The organism is Glycomyces niveus, assembly GCF_017592475.1.
GTDB classification, from domain to species: domain Bacteria; phylum Actinomycetota; class Actinomycetes; order Mycobacteriales; family Micromonosporaceae; genus Glycomyces; species Glycomyces niveus.
In genome coordinates, this window is record NZ_JAGFNP010000010.1 from 72,564 (window position 1) to 92,279 (window position 19,716).

The window sequence follows — 19,716 nt, forward strand, 5'->3', positions numbered from 1 at the left end:
GTTTTCCGTCATGTGGACGCCCGCAAGACGTAGGCTGGACGGGTGCATCGGCGCATGGTGAACCTCACACTCGACTCCCTGGAAGATCTTCCGGGGCGTTGCCGCGCCTGCGTGTTCTGGGAGCTCTCACCCCTGTGCGCGGAGGCGGCCCGCGACGTGGGCGAGCCCGCCCTCGAGAAGGAGGCGTGGCTGTCGCACACGCTGCTCGAGTGGGGCGGCTGCGGCCGGATCGCCTACGAGGGTGACGAAGTCGCCGGGTACGTCACCTACGCGTCGCCGAAGTTCGTGCCGCGGTCGATGGAGTTCCCCTCCGGGCCGGTCTCGCCGGACGCGGCGCTCCTGATGACCGCCTACGTGAACCCGAGCTACGCGGGCACGGGCCTGGGCCGGCAGCTGGTGCAGACGGTCGCGGCCGATGTGGCGCGGCGGGGGATCTACGCGATCGAGACGTTCGGCGACGCCCGCGGCGAGACGCGCGCGTGCCTGGTGCCGGCGGACTTCTACCGCTCGGTGGGGTTCAAGACAGTGCGTCAAGACCCGCGCTACCCGCGGCTGCGTCTCGAGCTGCGCACGGCGCTCGACCGGAGCGTGGAGGCGGAGGAGGCGTCGGTGTTCGACGACTCGGTGGAGTGGTTCAAACTCGACGACCTCGAACTCGAACAGTTCCTTGGCGAGCCCACGACCGGAGGCCACTCCCGAATCGACCGCCCTGGACAGCAGCGCGGCGGCGACCTCTTCGACTGACTCGGCGGGGCAAGGTGAAACATGATTTTCCCGATGTGTCCCCCGGGGGACCCGGTCACGGCGAAGCTTGCGAGCCGTAAATCTGAAGAGCTTTAAACCTAACGCTCCGGATACGACAGAAAACGGGGGACGGAACCGCAGTTCCATCCCCCGATCGCTGAAAAGACGCTCGCGTTCCTACTGGCCGAGGAACTTGCGGATCGCGGCCTTGGGCTGGGCGCCGATGAGCTGCTGGGCGGGCTTGCCGTCCTTGAACAGGATCATCGTGGGGACGCTCATGACCTGGTACTCGCGGGTGATCTCCGGGTTCGCGTCCGTGTCGAGCTTGCGGATCACGAAGTCGTCGGTCTCCGCGGCGAGCTCTTCGAGCACCGGGGCGACCTTCTTGCACGGCCCGCACCACTCGGCCCAGAAGTCGACGAGCACGGGCTTGTCGGATTCCAGCACCTCGGCCTGGAACTCGGCCTGGCCGTTAACTGCTTTGATGGCGCCCATGGGCATCCTCCTGTGTGTCTAAACGAGCGGTGGGTCAATCGGAGAGCGAGGCGATGTAGCGCTCGGCGTCGAGCGCGGCCGCGCAGCCGGTGCCGGCCGCGGTCACCGCCTGCTGGTAGGTGTGGTCGACGAGGTCGCCGGCGGCGAACACGCCTTCGAGGTTCGTGCGGGTCGACGGCGAGGCCACCTTCACGTAGCCGGACTCGTCGAGCTCGACCTGGCCCTTGAACAGCTCCGAGCGCGGGTCGTGGCCGATCGCGATGAACAGGCCCGTCGCGGGCAGCTCGCGCGTCTCGCCGGTCACGGTGTCGACCAGGTCGACGCTCGAGACCTTGCCGCCTTCGCCGTTGATCTCCTTGACCGCGGAGTTCCAGGCGACCTCGATCTTCGGGTTCGCCAGGGCGCGCTCGGCCATGACCTTGGAGGCGCGGAACTCGTCGCGGCGGTGCACGATGGTGACCTTCGAGGCGAACTTGGTGAGGAACGTGGCCTCCTCCATCGCCGTGTCGCCGCCGCCGACCACCGCGATGTGCTGGTCGCGGAAGAAGAAGCCGTCGCAGGTGGCGCACGCGGAGACGCCGCGGCCCATGAGCTCGTTTTCGCCCGGCACGTTGAGCGGGCGGAACGCCGAGCCGGTCGCGAGGATCACGGCCTTGGCCTGGTACTCGTCGTCGCCGACCCACACCTTCTTGATCTCGCCGGCCAGGTCGACGCGGGTCACGTCGTCCGAGACGAGCTCGGCGCCGAAGCGCTCGGCCTGCTTGCGCCACTGGTCCATGAGCTCGGGGCCCATGATGCCCTCGGGGAACCCGGGGTAGTTCTCGACCTCGGTGGTCTGCATCAGCGCGCCGCCGAACTGGAAGCCCTCGAACACGAGCGGTTTCATGTTGGCGCGGGCGGTGTACAGCGCGGCGGTGTAGCCGGCGGGGCCCGAGCCGATGATGATGACGTCGCGGATTTCGCTCACCGGGTTCGCTCCTGAGATGGTTCGGCGCTCCAGGGACGGCTCCCTGAACTGACTGCTTCAACGCCATCTTATTGACCCGAAATTCCGGCTCCGGGGGCTGTGGCGGGCTTGTGACAGGCGATTATCCCGATCGTGGGCAACCTCACCCCTCCGCCCGCCGCGAACAGGGGCGCGGCGGTGCCGAAATCAGCGGGCCGGGGTCAGGGCTGCTCGGCGAGCGGCTCGATGACGCCGTCGGCGCACGCCGGGGTCAGGGCCACGGCCATGTCGCCGTCGGCGCCGACCATGAGCGCCATGATCGCGGGCTCGGAGTCGTAGCGGGCGAAGTCGACCGCGACGAGCAGGGCCTGGTACTGCGCGGTGATCGCCGCTTCGCAGTTGCGCCAGAAATCGCCGCCCGCCGCCAGGTCCGCCAGTTCGGGCGGGACCTCGCCGGAGGCGCTGCCCGCGCCGAGCTCGCGCAGGACCTCGACGAGGTCGGTGTCCGCGCCGTAGTCGCTGCCGGTGGCGAAGGTCGCGATCTCCATGAGGCCGCCGGTGGTCTCCGGGTCGTCGCCGGACTCGTCCTGGGTGTCCGCCCCGTCCTCGGGGGAGGCCTCGGTCGCGCCGGGCGCGCCCTCTTCGTGGTCGCGCTCGTTCTCGCTGTCGGCGAGGACCTCGGCCGTGTCTCCGGCGCCTTCGCTCCCGCCGGTCGTCAGCTGGATCGCGGTGGCGACGCCGCCGACGGTGACCAGGACGGCCGCGGCCGCGCTCAGGATCGCGTACCGGACCCGCTTGGGCCGCAGGCGTTCCGCCCACCGCTCGGTCCAGGAGCCGAACGCGCCGCCGCGTTCGCCCGCGTGCAGCGTGTCGGCCGGGGGCAGCGAGTCGAGGACGCGGTCGAGGCGGTCACCCACCTCTTCGGGAAGGTCGCCGTAGCCGTGGGAGGCCTGCCACAGGACGCGGCTGACCTCGGCTTCGGCGTCGTTCGGACGCTGCTGGCTCATCGGCTCCCCTCCCCTCTGCGTTCAGGAGCGCTGTGTCGTTCAGGGGCACTGTCGAGCGTGCCGTTGCGGGTCCCTGCACCTGGTTCGACGCCCGGCAGAGTCGGCGGGTTCCCCGCCCCGGCCCCGACACCGTCGATCGGCGGCGTGTCCTCGCGCACTAGGTGGTCCACGGCGGGGTCGAACTCGGGGAGCAGCGCGGCGATGCGCTTGCGCGCCCGCGACGCCCGCGACTTCACCGTTCCGGGCCGCACCTTGAGGATCGCGGCCACCTCTTCGACCGGGTAGCCGAGCATGTCGACGTAGACGAGCACCGCCCGCTGGTCGAACGGCAGATCGGCGAGCGCCCGGTGCACGCTCAACCGCATCGCCGCCTGCTGCGGGTCCGCCGACGCGTCGGCGGCCGGCAGGGCGAGCGCGTCGTCGTCAGCGAGCGGCACCGTCGGCCGCCGCCCCGAAGCGCGGATGCGGTCGAGGCAGGCGTTCACGACGATCCGGTGCAGCCAGGTCGTCACCGCCGAGCCGCCCCGGAAGCCCCCGGCGCCCTGGTAGGCCTTGATCATCGCGTCCTGCACCGCCTCGGCGGCGTCCTCCGGATCGCCGAGCGTGCGCACTGCGACGGCCCACAGCCGCCCGCGGTGGCGCCGGAACAGCTCCCCGAACGCCTCCCGCTCGCCGCCCACATGGCGGCGCAGCAGCTCGGCGTCGGTCGCGTCGTCCAGCCCGCCTGCGGGGCCGGGCGGGAGAGGGGCGGGCATGGCGGGTCTACCGCGCGAAGACGTTGATGTCGCTGATGGTGAGCTTGTACCCGTCGGAGACCTGCGGCAGCTCGGTCACCCACACGACGATGAAGCGGGTCGCCTCGCCGCCGGTCTTCAGCTCGATGTTCGTGTCCGCGTCCTCGACCTGCTCGGCCAGGACCGAGAAGCCGTCCACGATCGCCTGGTCGCCCTCGCTCGAGTCGCCCGGGTCCTCGGCCCCGCCGAGCAGGCCCACGGTCGCCCCGGCGCTGGTCATCTGGACCCGCACCGACGAGACCTCGCGGGCCTCGCCGAGGTCGATGAGGATGCCCATGCCGGGCTTCAGGTTCCCGAAGTTCGGGTCGCCGCGGTAGGTGTTGGTGGTCCAGCCGGTCGAGGCGTTGTCGTCGATGACGTTCTCGACGCCCTCGTTCTGGTTCCGGTCGCCCTCCGGCGGGTCGACCACGCGCACCGAGTCGGCGGTGAGCGCGACCTCGGTCGGCGCGACGCTCTCGGGGCTCTCGCCCTCGGTGTTGGACGGCTCGGCCCCGGTGTCCTCACCGGTGACCTGGTCCTCGGCTCCGGCGGGGTCCTCGCCGCCGCCGAAGACGACGGCGCTGGTGACCACGCCCGCGAAGATGACCGCGGCGATGACGGCCGCGACGACCGCGAGGCGCTTCATGCCCGCGGGAGGCGAGTCGGCGGCGGCGCCGCTTGAGCGGCGGCCGAAGCTGATCGCGCCGAGGACGCTCGTGGGCGCCGACTCGGCGGCGGCCGCGGCGGCCGGCCCGGCCCCGCCGGTCTCGGCGAGGCGGCGCAGGTCGACCGCGAGCTCGGCCGCCGACGGCGGCGTCTGCGTGTGGTCGAGCAGGTCGGCGGTGAGCTTGGAGAGCGCGGCGGGCAGGCCCGGGACGACCTTGTCCGCGTCGAGGACGCGGCCCCATTCGTCGGTCGCGGCGTCCGCGAGCCCGGTGTTCTCGGCGGGCACGACGCGCGGCCAGGTGCAGGTCAGGCAGGCGTAGAGGGTCGCGCCGAGCGCGCGCACGTCTTCGACCTGCGTGTTCCCGGGCTCGTTGCGAGGCTCGGTGACCATGACGCGGTCGTCCTCGGAGAGGAGGATCGTGCCCGGGTGCAGGTCGGCGTGGGTGACGCCGCCTTCGTGGAGGGCGGCGACCGCGTCGGCGACCGAGGCGACCAGTTCGAGGGCGTGCGCGGGGTCGAGGTGCTGCCGCTCGAGCACGCCGCGCAGCGACGAGCCGTTGACCCACTCGCGCACGACGTAGGCGAAGCGCCCTTCGTCGACCGCGTCGTACACGTCGACCATCGAGTCCACATGGGCGCGCGAGGCGGCGACGGCGGCGGTCATGGTGGGGGCGGCGTCCTCGCCGCCGGGGGAGCGGAGCACGACCGCTACGGAGCGGTGCAGCAGGACGTCGACGCCCCGCCACAGCTGGCGGTAGCCGTTCGCGCCTCCGACGTGCTCTTCGAGGCGGTACCGTTCGGCGAGCAGGTCGCCCACGGACGGCACTTCGGCGGTGGTCATGATGCGGGGTCCTCCCCTCTCAATGCGACCCCGCGAGGGGGTCCCGGCCGGGGCCTTCGTGGGCCGGTTCGGTCATGGTGCGGTCCAAGTGGCTCTGCGGGATCCGGCCAGAGTGCACGTATGGATCGTACTTGCCTCATCGTCGCAGCTTTGCGCGCACCGTTGCCTGGAGCGACGCCGTTTCAGTGACGCGCAATACCAGACAGGCCGCGAAGTACACGCCGAGCAGGACGATCCCGAGCACGATCGACGCGGCGAACTGCCCCAGTTTCGCCATGCCGCCGTCTGCCGGGAGGTCCGGCCACAGCAGCCACCCGCCGTATGCGACCGCGCCCGCGACCGCGGCCGCCGTGGTGGTGCGCACCAGGCCGCTCATCGTCTTGCGCATCCCGAGCAGGCCGATCCGCTTGCGCAGCAGCCCCATCGAGAGCAGGAGGCTGACGAGGTACGAGACGCCGTTGGCGGCGAAGAGGCCGACCACGACCCACTGGGCGGGCAGGAACGCGAACGCCAGCAGGTACCCGCCGATGCGGATCGCGATCACCGGGAAGTTGAACACCGCCACGGTGCGCGTGTCCGTCTGCGCGTAGAACGCGTAGATCTGCAGCTGGCTGATCGAGAACGGCAGCAGCACGATCCCGGCCATGAGCAGCACCTGCCCGGTCGCGAGCGCCTGCTCGGGCTCGTAGGCGCCCCACTGGAAGATCATGAGCGCGATCGGCTCGTGCAGCGCGATGAACGCCGCCGCGATCGGCACCAGCAGGAACGAGGCGAGCCGGATGCCGTTCGAGAGGTGGTCGGCCAGCTCGGGCCAGCGCCGGTCGTCCGCGGCGCGGGTCATGCGGGGCATGAGCGCGGTGATGACCGAGACCGCGACGATGCCGTGCGCCATCATCATCATCAGGTACGCGTTGTTGTAGACCGTGACACCGGGCACGAACGGCCCGTCGTCGGTCTGGCCCTCGACCGCGAGGTTGGCGACCTTGATCACGGCCATGACCGCGATCTGGTTGGCGACCACGAACAGCAGCGTCCACGCGGCCAGGCGGCGGATGTCGGCGAGCGGGAGCCGCTTGAAGTCGAACCGCAGCCGCCAGTGGAACCCGGCCCGGCGGAGCGCGGGCGCGAGGCACAGCACCTGGATGACGACTCCCAGCGTGGTGCCGGCGCCGAGCAGCAGGATCATGCCGTTCGTCACTTGGTCGGCGCTGTTGAAGATGTCGCCGTTCGCGTCCGGCACGGCGTCGCGGGTGTAGACGACGTAGAAGACCGCGCCGACGGTGATGACCACGAGGTTGTTGATGATCGGCACCCACATGGGCGCGCCGAAGTGCTCGCGGGAGTTGAGGACGCCGGAGAGGATCGCGAAGAGCCCGTACAGGAGCAGGGCCGGGAGCATGTAGTAGGAGAACTCGGTGACGAGGTCGCGCTGGGCCGGGTTCGCCATGAACAGGGAGATCAGGGGCGCGCAGAGGGTGACGATGACCGCGGCGCCGCCGAGGACGAGGGCGGCGAGGGTGAGGAGGCGCTGGGCGAAGGCGTCGCCGCCGTCGGCGTCGTTCTTGTGGGCCTTGACGAACAGCGGCATGATGATGCTCGCGAACACGCCGCCGAGGACGAGTTCGTAGATCATCTGCGGGAAGTACTGCGCGGTCGTGTACGAGTTGCCGAGGAGGCCGGCGCCGATCGCGGCGGAGATGACGACGGTGCGGCCGAAACCGGTGACGCGCGAGACGAGGGAGCCCGCGCCCATGAGGAGGCTGGAGCGGACCACGTTCTTGCCCTGCGGGGCCGGCTGCGGCGCGGCGGGCGGGAGGACGGGGTTCCCGATGGGGGCGTAGCCGTTGCCGGTCTGGGGTCCGGGCGGGGGGTACGCGTTCGGAGGGGTTCGGTGGGGGTTGCCCTGGGGGCCTCGGACGGGCCCAGACGGCGAGTGCCCGGGGCCGCCCGGTCTCGCGCTAGGTTCGGCCATACTCGCACTCTCCGCTAAGCTTGCCCGGCGATGTCTGACAACAGTAGCGGTAAGGAAATCACGGTCCCGCCCATAGCCGATGAACTGGGTCGGGTGTTCGCCGACGCCGGGCACGAGCTGCACCTGGTCGGCGGCCCGGTCCGTGACGCGGTGCTGCGCCGGCGCGTGAGCGACCTCGATTTCACGACGGACGCGCGTCCGGAGTCGACGGAGGCGATCCTGCGGGCGCACTGCTCGGCGGTGTGGACCACCGGGGCCGACTTCGGGACCATCGGGGGGATGTTCCGGGGCGAGCAGGTCGAGGTGACCACGTTCCGCGCGGACGCCTACGACCGCGTCAGCCGCAACCCGATCGTCCGGTACGGGGACAGCCTCGTCGACGACCTCGAGCGCCGCGACTTCACTGTGAACGCCATGGCGGTCTCGCTGCCCGCGCATGAGTTCACCGACCCGTTCGGCGGCCTCGCCGACATCGCGCGCCAGACCATCCGCACCCCCGCGTCCCCCGAGTCGTCCTTCGCCGACGACCCGCTGCGGATGCTCCGCGCCGCGCGCTTCGCCGCGCAGCTCGGCTTCGACATCGACCCCGACACCCTGGACGCCATGCGCCGCATGGCACCCGAGCTCGCGCGCATCACCGCCGAGCGGATCAGGGACGAGTTCGTGAAGCTCCTCATGGCCCCCGATCCGGTGGCGGGCCTGCGCATCCTGGTCGACACGGGTCTGGCCGAGCAGTTCCTGCCCGAACTGCCCGCGCTGCGCATGGAGATCGACGAGCACGCCCAGCACAAGGACGTCTACGAGCACTCGCTGCAGGTGCTGCGCAACGCGATCGCCCTCGAACAGGACGGTCCCGACCTGCTCCTGCGCCTCGCCGCGCTCCTCCACGACATCGGCAAGCCCGAGACCAAGGACGTGGTGCCCGGCGGCGGCGTCACCTTCCACCACCACGACGTGGCCGGCGCCCGCTTGGCGCGCAGGCGGATGCGCGAGCTTCGCTTCCCCAAGTCCGACGTGCAGGCCGTCTCGCTCCTCATCAGCCTCCACCTGCGCTTCTACGGCTACGGCGATGCCGGCTGGACCGATTCGGCCGTGCGCCGCTACGTGACCGACGCCGGCCCGCAGCTCGACCGGCTGCACCTGCTCGTGCGCTCGGACTGCACCACTCGCAACCGCCGCAGGGCCGAGCGGCTGCGCCGCGACTACGACGCGTTCGAGGAGCGCATCGCCCGCATCCGCGCCGAGGAGGACCTTCGCGCGGTGCGCCCCGACCTCGACGGCAACGCGATCATGGAGCTGCTGGGCCTGCCGCCCGGCCCGCTGGTGGGCCGGGCGTGGGCCTATCTCAAGGAGCTTCGGCTGGAGCGGGGTCCGATGTCGCGCGAGGAGGCGGAATCGCAGCTTCGCGCTTGGGCCGCAAGCGAAGGCCTCGCACCGGGTCCAGACGCGGAATAAGGATCTCCTGCACGACCAGGGCGCACATCACGGCGACCATGATCCAGCGCGACCCGGCCGCGGTGAGGAACAGCCACTCGGGGATCCCGCGGCCCTCCTCTTCGGCCGAGACCTGCAGCATCTTGCCGTAGAACGAGAAGAAGTAGAACAGCTCGGCGGCCTGCCAGAGCAGGAACGCCCCCCACTTCGGGCGGGCGAGCACCGCGAGCGGCACCAGCCACAGCACGTACTGCTGCGACCAGACCTTGCCGAAGAGCAGGAACGCGGCGACCACGAGGAAGCACAGCTGCGCGAGGCGCGGCACGAGGTCGTCGGCGGTGGCGATCCCTCGCAGTCCGGGCGCGCCCGGGCGACGGCCCGCGAAGAACCCGAGCGCGGCGATCCCGAGGCAGGCCACGGCGAAGCACACGAGGTACAGGTCGTTGACGTATTCGGAGTCCCACAGCTTCTCCCAGCCGGTGATCCCGCGCAGGACGTACCAGCCGGTGCCCCAGTCCACGGGCCGTTCGGAGTTGAGCTCGAAGAACCGCATCCACGAGTCCCGCCACAGGTAGGCGACGGGCGCGTTGACGACCGCCCACACGACCGCGGCGGTCGCGGTCGCCTGGAGCGCGGGCAGGAGCTTGCGCTGGCGCAGTGCGAGGACGAGGAGCGGGCCGATGAACAGGAGCGCGTAGAACTTCGCGGCGACGGCGAGGCCGAGGAACAGGCCGGCCATGATCGGGCGGCTGCGCTGCCAGTACAGGAAGAACGGCATCGACAGCGCGATGGCGAACAGGTCCCAGTTCACTGTGGCGGTGACGAGCACGACGGGCGCGGCGGCGAGCATCATCGCGTCCCACGGACGCGAGGGCCGGGAGTAGACGAGTGCCGGGTCGGGGTTGGGGCCGGGGAGGTCGGTGCGGCGGTTGTCCTCGCGGATCTTGTGCAGGATCGCGATGGCGGCGGCGCCGCAGATGAAGAGCACGATCGCGTTGAGGTGCCAGAAGATCGGGCCGCCGTCGGTGCCGAGGACGTTGCCGAGACGGAAGGCGATCTGCCCGAGGATCCCCATGAACCATCCGGTCAGTACCGGGTATTCGACCGGGTGGTCACGGTAGGGGACGAAGCCCTCGTTGAGCCGTTCGGCCCCCCACAGTGCGCGGATGTCGGTGTAGCAGGCCTGGGTGTACTGGGACCAGTCGGTCCAGCCGCCCGCCGCGCACGGGTACTTCTGGAGCCAGTTGATCGCGAACGCGATGAGTCCGGTGAGGAGGATGACCCGGACCGGCGTCCAGTAGCGGCGGCTCGGCGGGTCGACGGCGTGGTCCCCGAGGGGTCCGCCGATGAGGCCGGAGGCGATGCGGGCCAAGCGGTCGGTGAGGGTGGGTGCGACCGTGGTACGCGCGGAGGGGCGCTCGGTCGGCGGCGGCTGCTCAATGGAAGACGGCGGCATGGGGCCTATTGTGGCCCATGCCGCCGTCTCGGCGCTATCTGCGGTTCGCCGCGTTAACGCGGCGGGTCAGTTGCCTCCGGCACCGTCACCCCCGCCGCCGCCCTGTCCCGGATCCGAGGACGACTCTTCCGACGGCTCCCCGCTCGGCTCCTCGCAGTCCGGCAGCGGCCAGGTGCCGCAGTCCTCCTCGCCGGTGGACTCGCCGTCGCCCGGATCGGTGGTCTGATCGCCAGTAGGCGTCACGTCCTCGTCGGGAAGGGACTCGCACTTCTCGCCGTCCCAGGTGCCGCCGCCGTCCTCGCATTCCTTCTTGTCCTCTTCCTCGGACGCACCGCACTTGGCGTCCTCGGGGTTGGCGGCGCAGTAAGCGCCGTCCGGGTTGAAGCCGGCGTTGTCGAGGTCCCAGGTGCTGTCCGACCCGGACTTCGGAGCCTCGTCCCAGTTCTTCGGCTCCCAACCTTTTTGGCCGTCCTTGGCGTCGAGGACGCGGTGCATCGCCGCCAGCCACACCGGATAGGCGGTGGTGCCGCCGACGACGCCGTCGAAGCTGCCGTCCGGGCCGGCGATCGGGTCCGACTCCGAGGTCACGTTGCCGACCCAGGTGGCGACGGCCAGTTGTTTGATGGCGCCGACGTACCAGGCGTGGGCGTTCCAGCCGGACGGGTACTCGTTGCCGTCCTCGTCCTTGCCGGCGGCCTCCCACGTTCCGGTCTTGCCGAAGATGTCGCGGTCTTCGATGTCGTCGCCGACGGTGCTCTCGCCGGTGATCTCCGAACCGATCCACTGGAGGTCGCGGGCGGTGTCCTCCTTGATGAACTGGCCCTCGCGGAGGTCGCGCTTCGGCTCGAGCTCGGTGCCGTCCTTGTTGAAGACCTTCGCCACGTAGTGGGTCTCGTGGTAGTAGCCGTTGTTCGCGATGGTGGCGTACATGGCCGCCATGTCGCGGACGCTGGTCGGGTACTGGCCGAACGACAGGTGGTAGTAGAACGGGTCGGTCTCGCCGTTGTTGCCGATCTTGCACGAGTTCGGCTCGCCGTCGGCGTCCTCGATGAACGCGCCGTCGAGGTTGATCGACGGCTGGCAGTCCTCGTCGACCTCGATGAGCGCCCAGTCGTCCCAGTTGCCGGAGACGTTGGTGACGGGATCGCCGTTGGCGTCGACCGCCTTGCCGTGCAGCGTGTAGGTCAAGTCCGGCTCGGGGGTGATCGAGTAGTTGATCATGACGTCGTGGTACTCGCCGTTGTCGTCCGGGATCGACCGGGTCTGGCTCATCTGGGTGAGCCCCATGCGGGCGGCGTTCTGCAGGATCTCGTCGGCCCCGTACTCCTCCGCGATGGCGTACATCGGCGTGTTCTTCGACTTGCGGACCGAATCGGTCAGGTCGAGTTCGAGCTTGGTGTCGGTCTGGCCGCCGTTTCGGAGGGTGCAGTTCGGGTAGTCGCCGCCGCCGATGCACTCCTGGCTGTCCTCGAGCTCGAGGGAGTCGAACGCGCGGGGCGAGCCGGCGTTGAACCAGGACTCGACCGAGTCGCCGTTCTCGAGGGCGGTGGCCGCCGTGATCATCTTCATGGTGGAGGACGGCGGGTGCGGGGACTCGGCGCCGGCCTTGTCGACGCCGAAGCCGTCGTCGCCGCCGTAGTAGCCGGCGACCCCTCCGGTCGCGGGATCGATGGCGACCATGGCCGTCATCATGTAGTCCTTGTAATCCTCGAGGGCGGCGTCGGCGTTGTCGTTCTTGAAGTAGGCGTAGCCGTCCTCGTCCTCCGCCGGCGCGGCTTCGGCCTCGGTCGCGACGACCTTGTTTTCGGCGTCGACCCACTCGCCGTTCTCGTTCTTCTTCTTCTCGATGCCGCCGCGGGAGCCGGTGGTCACGAGCGCGTTCTGGATCTCGGGGTCGATGGTGAGTTCGACCTTGTAGCCGCCGCCCGTCTTGTTGCCGTTCTCGTCCTCGACGTTGCCGCCCAGCTCGTCCTTGGAGATCCCGTACCGCTCCTCGAGCTCCGCGAAGACGTACCCGTCCTGCTCGTTGATGAGGAAGCCGAGGGGGGTGTTGCCGCCCCACGAGCCGGCCTTGAAGTCGTCGACCGGGGTGGGGTACTCGTACTTGTCGCGGTCGGCCTGGGACATCTGGTCGGTCTCCACGAGGGCGTCCATCGTGAAGTCCCAGCGGCCCTTGGAGGCCTCTTCGTCGAAGTAGCCGCCGTTCTCCTCGCCGAAGTACGGGTCGTAGTAGCCGTTCGGTGACTTGACCTGCATGACGATGAACGCCGCCTGGCCGTAGTCTAGATCCTTCAACGGCACGTTGAAGTAGTTCTTCGCCGCCGCCTCGATGCCGTAGGCGCCGCGACCGAAGTAGGCCGCGTTGAGATAGGCGGTGATGATCTCCTTCTTCGTGTACTTGTTCTCCATCTGGATCGCCAGGGCCGCTTCGCGCGCCTTGCGGTCGTAGGTGATCTCCTTGCGCGCGTCGAGGTAGATGCCGGCGTACTGCTGAGTGATCGTCGAGGCGCCCTGGGTCTCGCCGCCGGTGAGGTTGTTGACGAGCGCGCCCGCGGTGCGGACGTAGTTCACGCCGCCGTGCTCCCAGAACTTGCGGTCCTCGAGCGCCACCAGGGCGTCAGTGACCGTTTCGGGGATGTCCTCTTCTTTGGCCTGCATCCGGAGGGTGTCGCCGTAGGAGCCGACCTGGGTCTCACCGTCGGCGAGGTAGAAGTTCGAGGACTCGCCGTCGCGGGCGAGGCCGGTGAGCGGCGGCGTGTCCTGGAAGTAGTAGACGCCGACGACGGTGATCGAGGCGATGCCAATGACGCCGAGGGCGATCATCGCGGCGAGCATCTTGCGGCCGATGCGCTTGCGCTTCTTCTTGCCGCCTTCGCCTTCGAGGTCGCTCTTGTTCTTCGGCCCGGCGCGGCGGGTGCCGGTGACGCTGGCGCGTCCGGTCCGCTCGCCGGGGCCGGCGGGGCTCACCGGGCGGACTGAGGCCGAGCCCACCGAGGCCGAACCGACGGAGGCCGAACCGACGGAAGCGGAGCCGACGCTCGCGCGGCCGGAGCGTCCCTGGCCGCCGACCGAGGCGGATCCCACCGAGGCCGAGCCCACCGAAGCCGAACCGGCGGGGCGCCCGCCCACGGACGCGGAGCCGCGGCCGGGCGGGACGGAACCGCGTCCGGGCGGAACGGCGCCGCGGCCGACTGCCGCGCTGCCGGAGGCGGGGGTGCCGTAGGGCTGCTGGCGCGGTCGCGGGGCCTGGCCCTGGTGGCCTTGGCCGCCCTGCTGCTGCCCTCCCCAGCCGTAGTCGCCTTGGCGGTCGCCGGAGCCGCCGCCGTTCCCATAGGAGGCGCGGCCGTCGGGTCGTCCGCCGCGGCCGCCCTGGGGACTGCCGTCCTCGGGGGGAGGGGCGGGACGATAACCGTAGTCGCTCATGCTCAACCATCCACGTGCTGTGTAACCCGGGCGAAGTTCCGGGTTTTGCCGGTCGGCCCGGTGCACCCGGCGCGCGGCTTCCCGAGAGGAACGCGCCCGGCGGACCGGCGGTTGCAAAGGTCTACTCCCGGCATGGGGGGTGGCCGGTCGTCTCGCAGTTTCGCATACCGAAATTGAGAGAACTCTGCTAGATCGCTTGGTGGGCCAGCCTATCGGATGCCTGCCCGCTCTGACCAGGGCGCGGACGCGCGCCTTGACGTGATTTGCGCCTGCCGCTATGGTTATCCCTGATGTATCGAGCCGATACATCACCGCGTTAGATCGCCGTGTGAGAGGAGGGGTGCGATGCTCGAGCTGGCCATTCTGGGACTCCTGCACGAGACCCCCATGCACGGCTACGAGCTGCGCAAACGCCTGCTGGCCCTGCTCGGGGCGATCAGGGCCGCGTTCAGCTACGGCTCCCTCTACCCCACCCTCAAACGCATGCGTCAGCGTGGACTCATCGCCGAGGAGACCCCACGAGAGGGTGCGGCAGAGACCCCGCTGCTCACCGGGCGCCGGGCCCGCAAGGTCTACCGGCTCACACCCGAAGGCAAGGAGCACTTCGCTCAGCTCATGGCCGACGCCGGCCCCGAATCGGCCGACGAGGCCCTGTTCGGGGTGCACTTCGCGTTCTTCTCGCGCACCGACCCGGCCACGCGCCTGCGGATCCTCGAGGCCCGCCGCCGCCGCGTCGAGGAGCGCCGCGAACGCATCCGCGAAGCCCTCGCCCGCACCGCCGAGCGGCTCGACGCCTACGGGCTCGAGCTCCAGCGGCACGGGCTGGAGACCGCCGAGCGGGAGGTGCGCTGGCTCAACGAGCTCATCGCCTCCGAGGAGAGCCGCCGCCCCGAGCAGCGCAACGACTTCGGCGAGCCCTTCGCCGAACCGGGACGGCACCAGGCCGTCCTGGATCAGGGAACACCCGATCCGGCTGCGAGCGCCGGAGACCCAAATAAACAAGGCAAAGGAGGCATGCGCGATGGGTAAGCTGCGCGTAGCCATTGTCGGCGTTGGCAACTGCGCCAACTCGCTGGTCCAAGGCGTCGAGTACTACCGCGACGCCAAGCCCGAGGACCGGGTGCCCGGCCTCATGCACGTCCAGTTCGGCGACTACCACGTCAACGACATCGAGTTCGTCGCCGCGTTCGACGTGGACGCCAAGAAGGTCGGCCAGGACCTGGCCAGCGCGATCTTCGCCTCGGAGAACAACACCATCAAGTTCGCCGACGTGCCTCCGACCGGGGTCCCGGTGCTGCGCGGCCCGACCCACGACGGCCTGGGCGAGTACTACACCGAGATGGTGACCGAGTCCTCTGAAGAGCCCGTCGACGTGGTCGCCGCCCTCAAGGCCGCGAAGACCGACGTCGTCGTGTGCTACCTGCCGGTCGGTTCCGAGAAGGCCGCGAAGTTCTACGCGCAGGCCGCGATCGACGCGGGCGCCGCGTTCGTGAACGCCCTCCCCGTGTTCATCGCCTCCGACCCCGAATGGGCCAAGAAGTTCACCGACGCGGGCATTCCGATCGTGGGCGACGACATCAAGTCGCAGGTCGGCGCCACCATCGTGCACCGCGTGCTGGCGAAGCTGTTCGAAGACCGCGGCGTGCGCCTGGACCGCACGTACCAGCTGAACTTCGGCGGCAACATGGACTTCATGAACATGCTCGAGCGCTCGCGCCTCAAGAGCAAGAAGATCTCCAAGACCCAGGCCGTGACCTCGCAGATTCCGCACGAGATGCAGGGCGCGGACGTCCACATCGGCCCGTCGGACCACGTGCCGTGGCTGACCGACCGCAAGTGGGCGTACATCCGCCTGGAGGGCACCACCTTCGGCGACGTGCCGCTGAACGCGGAGCTGAAGCTCGAGGTGTGGGACTCGCCGAACTCCGCGGGCGTCATCATCGACGCGGTGCGCGCGGCGAAGATCGCCCTGGACCGCGGCCACGGCGGCCCGGTCGAGTCGGCCTCCTCGTACTTCATGAAGTCGCCGGCCAAGCAGTTCTCCGACGAAGAGGCCCGCATCTCCGTCGAGAACTTCATCGCGGGCCAGTAGCCCGACCGTTTTTCCATAGGGGGACCCCGTTCCGGAGCGCGAGCTTCGAAGAGGGGTCCCCCTTGGCTTTCACCGGAGTTATCCTCGGACAATGCGCACCGACGGCCACGTTCGGAACCTCGCGAGCAACCGCCGATTCAGGCACCTGCTGGCGGTGCGGCTGACGTCCCAGGCCGCCGACGGCATGTTCCAGGCCTCGCTGGCGCTCTCGGTGTTCTTCAACCCCGCGCTGGGCGAGGCGAGCGACCCGTTCCGGTACGCCGCCGCCGTCGCGATCCTCCTCGGCCCGTACTCCCTGCTCGGCCCGTATGTAGGCACGGTGCTCGACCGGTTCAGCCGCCGCAATCTCATCGGCGGGGCGAACCTGGGGCGGGCGGCGCTGATGATCGTCATCTGCCTGACCCTGCCCGGCGGGTTCAACTGGTCGTGGGTGCTGTGCGCGATGACCGTGCTGGCCGCCAACCGGTTCGTGCTTGCCGGTCTCGCGGCCGCGCACCCGCAGGTGGTGCCCGCGAAGGACCTCGTGACCGCGAACTCGCTCGCGTCGACGCTCGGCGCGCTCGCGTACGGGCTCGGCCTGGCCACCACCGGCATCGCGAAGCTCATGGACTCGGGGGTGTCGTACTCGATGCTCGCGCTCGCGGCGGGCTGCGGCTACCTCGCGTCGGCGTGCATCGTGGGGATGTCGTTCCGCCGGGGCGACCTCGGCCCGGAGGAGGACGAGGACGCGCCGACCGGGCTGTGGCGCGGGATCGCGCAGACCAGCTCGGGCATGTGGGAGGGGTTCAAGCACCTCGGCCGCCGCAAAGGCCCGGCCCTGGTCATGGCCGTGCAGGGGCTGCACCGGTTCCTGTACGGGATCGTGTTCATCATCTCGATCGCCCTGTTCATGGGGTTCTTCTGGGACATCGAGTCGGACCCGACCCGGAAGACGACGATCGCGTGGCTGCTGGTGCTCGCCGTCCTCGGCAACGTCGGCGTGCTGGCCGCGGCGATCGCCACACCGCGCGCGACCCGCGTGTGGGGGCCGAAGAACTGGATCGTGGCCCTCATGGCGCTGTGCGCGGTCGTCGCCGGGACGCTCTCGGGCGTGCTGCTGCCGGTCATGTTCGCCGTCGCGGTCCTCCTGGTGAACATCGCCTCCCAAGGCCTCAAGATCACTGTGGACACGAGCATCCAGCGGGGCGTCGAGGACGCCTACCGCGGCCGCGTCTTCAGCGTCAACGACACCGTCTACAACGTCGGCTACCTCGCCGGGCTCTTCGCGGCCGCGTTCGTCGTCCCCGAGAACGGCTACGCGCCCGCCACCCTCGTCGGCGTCGCCCTCGCCTACGGTCTGATCTGCGTCGGATACGCCTACCTCGCCCGAGACGAGGCCCCGTACGATGCACAGACATGGAGCCCCGCCACGACCGAAGCGAGACCGAGCACGAGCCCGTAGCGTCGAACCCGTTCCGCGGGACGGCCCCCTGGCAGCGCGAGGGCACCGGCAGCTGGAAGCGCGGACTCGCCGGGCTCGGCGCGGTCCTCCTCACCACCGGCTCGATCGCCGCGGTCGCCTGGCTCGCCTTCCGCGACGACGGCGAAGCCGCCGAAGAGGCCGGCGAGGTCATCACCGAGCAGTGCACCGTCACCGAAGCGGACGACACCGGGAACGGCGCCGACCCCATGCAGCCCGGCGCCCCCGAAGAACGCTCCCTCGCCACGATCCAGACCAGCTACGGCGAGATCGTCGTGCTCCTGTGGGGCGACCTCGCACCCTGCGGCGTCGAAGCCTTCACGCACCTCGCGCAGACCCCGTTCTACGCCTCGCACGAATGCGACCGGCTCACCACCCAGGCCGTCGACCCGACCGCGATCCTCCGCTGCGGCAGCCCCGGCCTCGCCGGCGCCTCCCAAGACAGCGAGCAGGAAACCGACGACACCTACGGCCCCGGCTGGCGCTTCCAGGCCGAGACCGGCATGGCCGGCAACGACGTCGCCGACGTGCTCGCCCTCATCACCGACGACAAGGGCCGCGCGGGCAGCGCCTTCGCGCTCATCCGCGGCGCGGCCGTCCCCACCGCCGGCGTCAGCGTCATCGGCGGCATCGTCGACGGCTACGAAGTGCTCGACCAGATCGCGGCCCTCACCGAGACCGTCGAATACGACGGCGCACCCCCGGTGCCCGTCGAGATCTGGGGCGTCGTCATCAGCCCCGTCGACGGCATGCAGTCCCAGCCCGGACTCGGCACCGGGACGCCTCCGCTGCCCACCGGCACCGCGACCCCGCCGCTCGGCGGCCCCACCCCGTCAGGCACCGCCACGCCCACGGCACCCGCCGGAACGCCGACCGGCACCGCCACCCCGACGGGAACGGCGACGCCCTCCGGCGCCGCCACCAGTACGACCCGCTAGTCCGAGCTCTCGGAACCGGAGCCGTTGCGCTTCGCGTACTTGTCCACGTACTCCTGGCCCGTGAGGCGCCGGATCGCGTCCATCACCTCGTCGGTGACCGCCCGGATCACCACCCGGTCGTTCTCCATGCCCTTGTACCGCGTGAAATCGAGCGGCTTGCCCACCCGCACGCCCACCGGCGCCACACGCGGCCGCGACTCGCCGATCGGCAGCACCTTCTCCGTCCCGATCAACCCCACCGGGATCACCGGCGCACCCGACGTCAGCGCCAACCGCGCCACGCCCGGCTTGCCCCGGTACAGGCGGCCGTCAGGGGAGCGCGTGCCCTCGGGGAAGATCGCGAACACGCGGCCCTCCTCCAGCACCTCCAGCGACGGCTCCAGCGACGCGGCGCTCTTGCGCCCGCCCGAGCGGTCCACCGCGACCTGCCCCAGCGCCTTCACCGTCGAGGAGATGATCTTCCCCTTCAGGCCCGCGCCGGTGAAGTACTCGATCTTCGCCATCGTCGCGATGTGCCGCTTGGTCGTCAGACCCAGGAAGTAGTGGTCGGCCACGGAGAGGTGGTTCGACGCCAGGATGACCGGCCCGTCCTCCGGGATGTTCTCTTTCCCGTCGATCCAAGGCCTGTAGATGAGCTTGATGGTCGGCGCGGCCGTCCATTGCAACGTCTTGTACAGCACCGTGTTCAGCTCTCCAGTGGTCTCACCCCGGCTGCGGGAAAGGTCGGGTGGGACCAATTATGGCTCGCGGACCGCACCGGGCGGAACCCTCGAGCCACTCTGGCCCCCGCCGCGGGCGCGGCCGGGCCCCGCCGGGAAGGCAGGCCAAAGTCTAAGGCATGTGACAGCCCTACAGGTACTGCCCGGGATGGTGGTCGCGATCGTCACCGCGCGCCGCCCGCTCGGCCATCACGGCCCGGAGCTGCGGCGGAAGGTCCTCACCCGCCGGCAGGGCCTTCAACTCGCCCGACCGCATCTGGTCCAGTTGCAGGCGCGCCGCCATCTGCTGCGCCACCAGCGCCGCCTGGATGCCGTGGAACAGCCCCTCCAACCAGCCCACGAGCTGGGCCTGCGCGATCCGCAGCTCCGCCTCGGTCGGGATCTCGTCGGCGCTGAACGGCAGCGACAGCCGCTCCAGCTCGTCACGCAGCTCCGGGGCCAGCCCGGACTCGAGCTCGGCGATCGACCGGGCGTGGATGTCGCGCAGGCGCTGGCGGCCCTTGTCGTCGAGGTCGGCGGCGCGCACCTCCTCGAGGAGCTGCTTGATCATGGAGCCGACGCGCATGACCTTGGCCGGTTCGGGGATGAGCTTGGTCGGGTCCGACTCGTACCGGTCCTCGGCGTCGACGTCCTTCGCCTCGGCCTCGGCGGTCACGGGGTTGCCATCGGCGTCGACGATGAGCGGCTGGTCCTCCGACCCGCGCTCCTCGTAGCCGCCCTGCTCCGGCTTGCTGTTCGCTTCAGTCATGGT

The 19,716-nt window shown here is 70.2% G+C and carries 16 protein-coding genes; 6 read left to right on the forward strand and 10 right to left on the reverse strand.

From position 1 onward, the window contains the following. Nucleotides 1-42 precede the first annotated feature (42 nt). On the forward strand, nt 43-744 hold the full coding sequence (locus tag J5V16_RS17185) for a GNAT family N-acetyltransferase (protein ID WP_208497742.1): 702 nt from the start codon (nt 43-45) through the stop codon (nt 742-744). A 177-nt stretch (nt 745-921) separates the two neighbouring features. Here J5V16_RS17185 and trxA read toward each other — a convergent pair whose 3' ends face one another. The 6 genes from trxA to murJ all read right to left on the reverse strand — a co-directional run bounded on the left by trxA (nt 922) and on the right by murJ (nt 7,444). Beyond that, nucleotides 922-1,239 carry a thioredoxin gene (trxA, locus tag J5V16_RS17190; protein ID WP_205324616.1) on the reverse strand — a complete coding sequence of 106 codons (318 nt, stop codon included), beginning with the start codon at nt 1,237-1,239 and terminating at the stop codon, nt 922-924. A gap of 34 nt (nt 1,240-1,273) precedes the next feature. Continuing rightward, nucleotides 1,274-2,206 (reverse strand): thioredoxin-disulfide reductase, encoded by a 933-nt coding sequence (gene trxB / locus J5V16_RS17195; RefSeq protein ID WP_208497743.1) that lies wholly within the window; start codon nt 2,204-2,206, stop codon nt 1,274-1,276. 200 nt (nt 2,207-2,406) lie between these two features. Continuing rightward, nucleotides 2,407-3,192: a hypothetical protein gene (locus J5V16_RS17200; protein WP_208497744.1), complete on the reverse strand. Its 786-nt coding sequence runs from the start codon at nt 3,190-3,192 to the stop codon at nt 2,407-2,409. After that, nucleotides 3,189-3,947, reverse strand: a complete 759-nt coding sequence (gene sigM, locus J5V16_RS17205) for an RNA polymerase sigma factor SigM (RefSeq protein WP_208497745.1) — start codon at nt 3,945-3,947, stop codon at nt 3,189-3,191. The genes J5V16_RS17200 and sigM overlap by 4 nt, the downstream gene beginning before the upstream one ends. Nucleotides 3,948-3,954: 7 nt before the next feature. Further along, complete coding sequence (locus J5V16_RS17210; RefSeq protein WP_208497746.1) at nt 3,955-5,472, reverse strand: protein kinase family protein; 1,518 nt, start codon at nt 5,470-5,472, stop codon at nt 3,955-3,957. A 136-nt stretch (nt 5,473-5,608) separates the two neighbouring features. Next, on the reverse strand, nt 5,609-7,444 hold the full coding sequence (gene murJ / locus J5V16_RS17215; protein WP_208497747.1) for a murein biosynthesis integral membrane protein MurJ: 1,836 nt from the start codon (nt 7,442-7,444) through the stop codon (nt 5,609-5,611). Nucleotides 7,445-7,474: 30 nt separating this feature from the next. Between murJ and J5V16_RS17220 the strand changes: the two genes are divergently transcribed. Beyond that, nucleotides 7,475-8,899: a CCA tRNA nucleotidyltransferase gene (locus J5V16_RS17220; RefSeq protein ID WP_208497748.1), complete on the forward strand. Its 1,425-nt coding sequence runs from the start codon at nt 7,475-7,477 to the stop codon at nt 8,897-8,899. Here J5V16_RS17220 and J5V16_RS17225 read toward each other — a convergent pair. Both J5V16_RS17225 and J5V16_RS17230 read right to left on the reverse strand, forming a co-directional pair. Then, nucleotides 8,790-10,334: a glycosyltransferase family 87 protein gene (locus J5V16_RS17225; protein WP_208497749.1), complete on the reverse strand. Its 1,545-nt coding sequence runs from the start codon at nt 10,332-10,334 to the stop codon at nt 8,790-8,792. The genes J5V16_RS17220 and J5V16_RS17225 overlap by 110 nt on opposite strands. 66 nt (nt 10,335-10,400) lie before the next feature. After that, nucleotides 10,401-13,757 (reverse strand): transglycosylase domain-containing protein, encoded by a 3,357-nt coding sequence (locus tag J5V16_RS17230; protein ID WP_208497750.1) that lies wholly within the window; start codon nt 13,755-13,757, stop codon nt 10,401-10,403. Nucleotides 13,758-14,102: 345 nt separating this feature from the next. Between J5V16_RS17230 and J5V16_RS17235 the strand changes: the two genes are divergently transcribed. The 4 genes from J5V16_RS17235 (at nt 14,103) to J5V16_RS17250 (ending at nt 18,246) form a co-directional block, all read left to right on the forward strand. Next, nucleotides 14,103-14,786, forward strand: coding sequence for a PadR family transcriptional regulator (locus J5V16_RS17235; protein WP_208497751.1), 684 nt, complete (start codon nt 14,103-14,105; stop codon nt 14,784-14,786). Beyond that, complete coding sequence (locus J5V16_RS17240) at nt 14,779-15,849, forward strand: inositol-3-phosphate synthase (protein WP_208497752.1); 1,071 nt, start codon at nt 14,779-14,781, stop codon at nt 15,847-15,849. The genes J5V16_RS17235 and J5V16_RS17240 overlap by 8 nt, the downstream gene beginning before the upstream one ends. Nucleotides 15,850-15,940: 91 nt before the next feature. After that, entirely contained in the window at nt 15,941-17,290 is a 1,350-nt protein-coding gene (locus tag J5V16_RS17245) for an MFS transporter (RefSeq protein WP_208497753.1), read from the forward strand. Beyond that, the gene (locus J5V16_RS17250) at nt 17,245-18,246 is read left to right on the forward strand and encodes a peptidylprolyl isomerase (protein WP_208497754.1); all 1,002 of its coding nucleotides are present in this window, start codon (nt 17,245-17,247) and stop codon (nt 18,244-18,246) included. Before J5V16_RS17245 ends, J5V16_RS17250 begins: the two co-directional genes overlap by 46 nt. On the opposite strand, the gene J5V16_RS17255 is transcribed toward J5V16_RS17250, so the two are convergent. Further along, complete coding sequence (locus J5V16_RS17255) at nt 18,243-18,926, reverse strand: lysophospholipid acyltransferase family protein (protein WP_208497755.1); 684 nt, start codon at nt 18,924-18,926, stop codon at nt 18,243-18,245. The genes J5V16_RS17250 and J5V16_RS17255 overlap by 4 nt on opposite strands. 169 nt (nt 18,927-19,095) lie before the next feature. After that, a complete protein-coding gene (locus tag J5V16_RS17260) occupies nt 19,096-19,713 on the reverse strand; it encodes a bacterial proteasome activator family protein (protein ID WP_208497756.1) in 618 nt (205 codons plus the stop codon). Between the last annotated feature and the right edge of the window lie 3 nt (nt 19,714-19,716).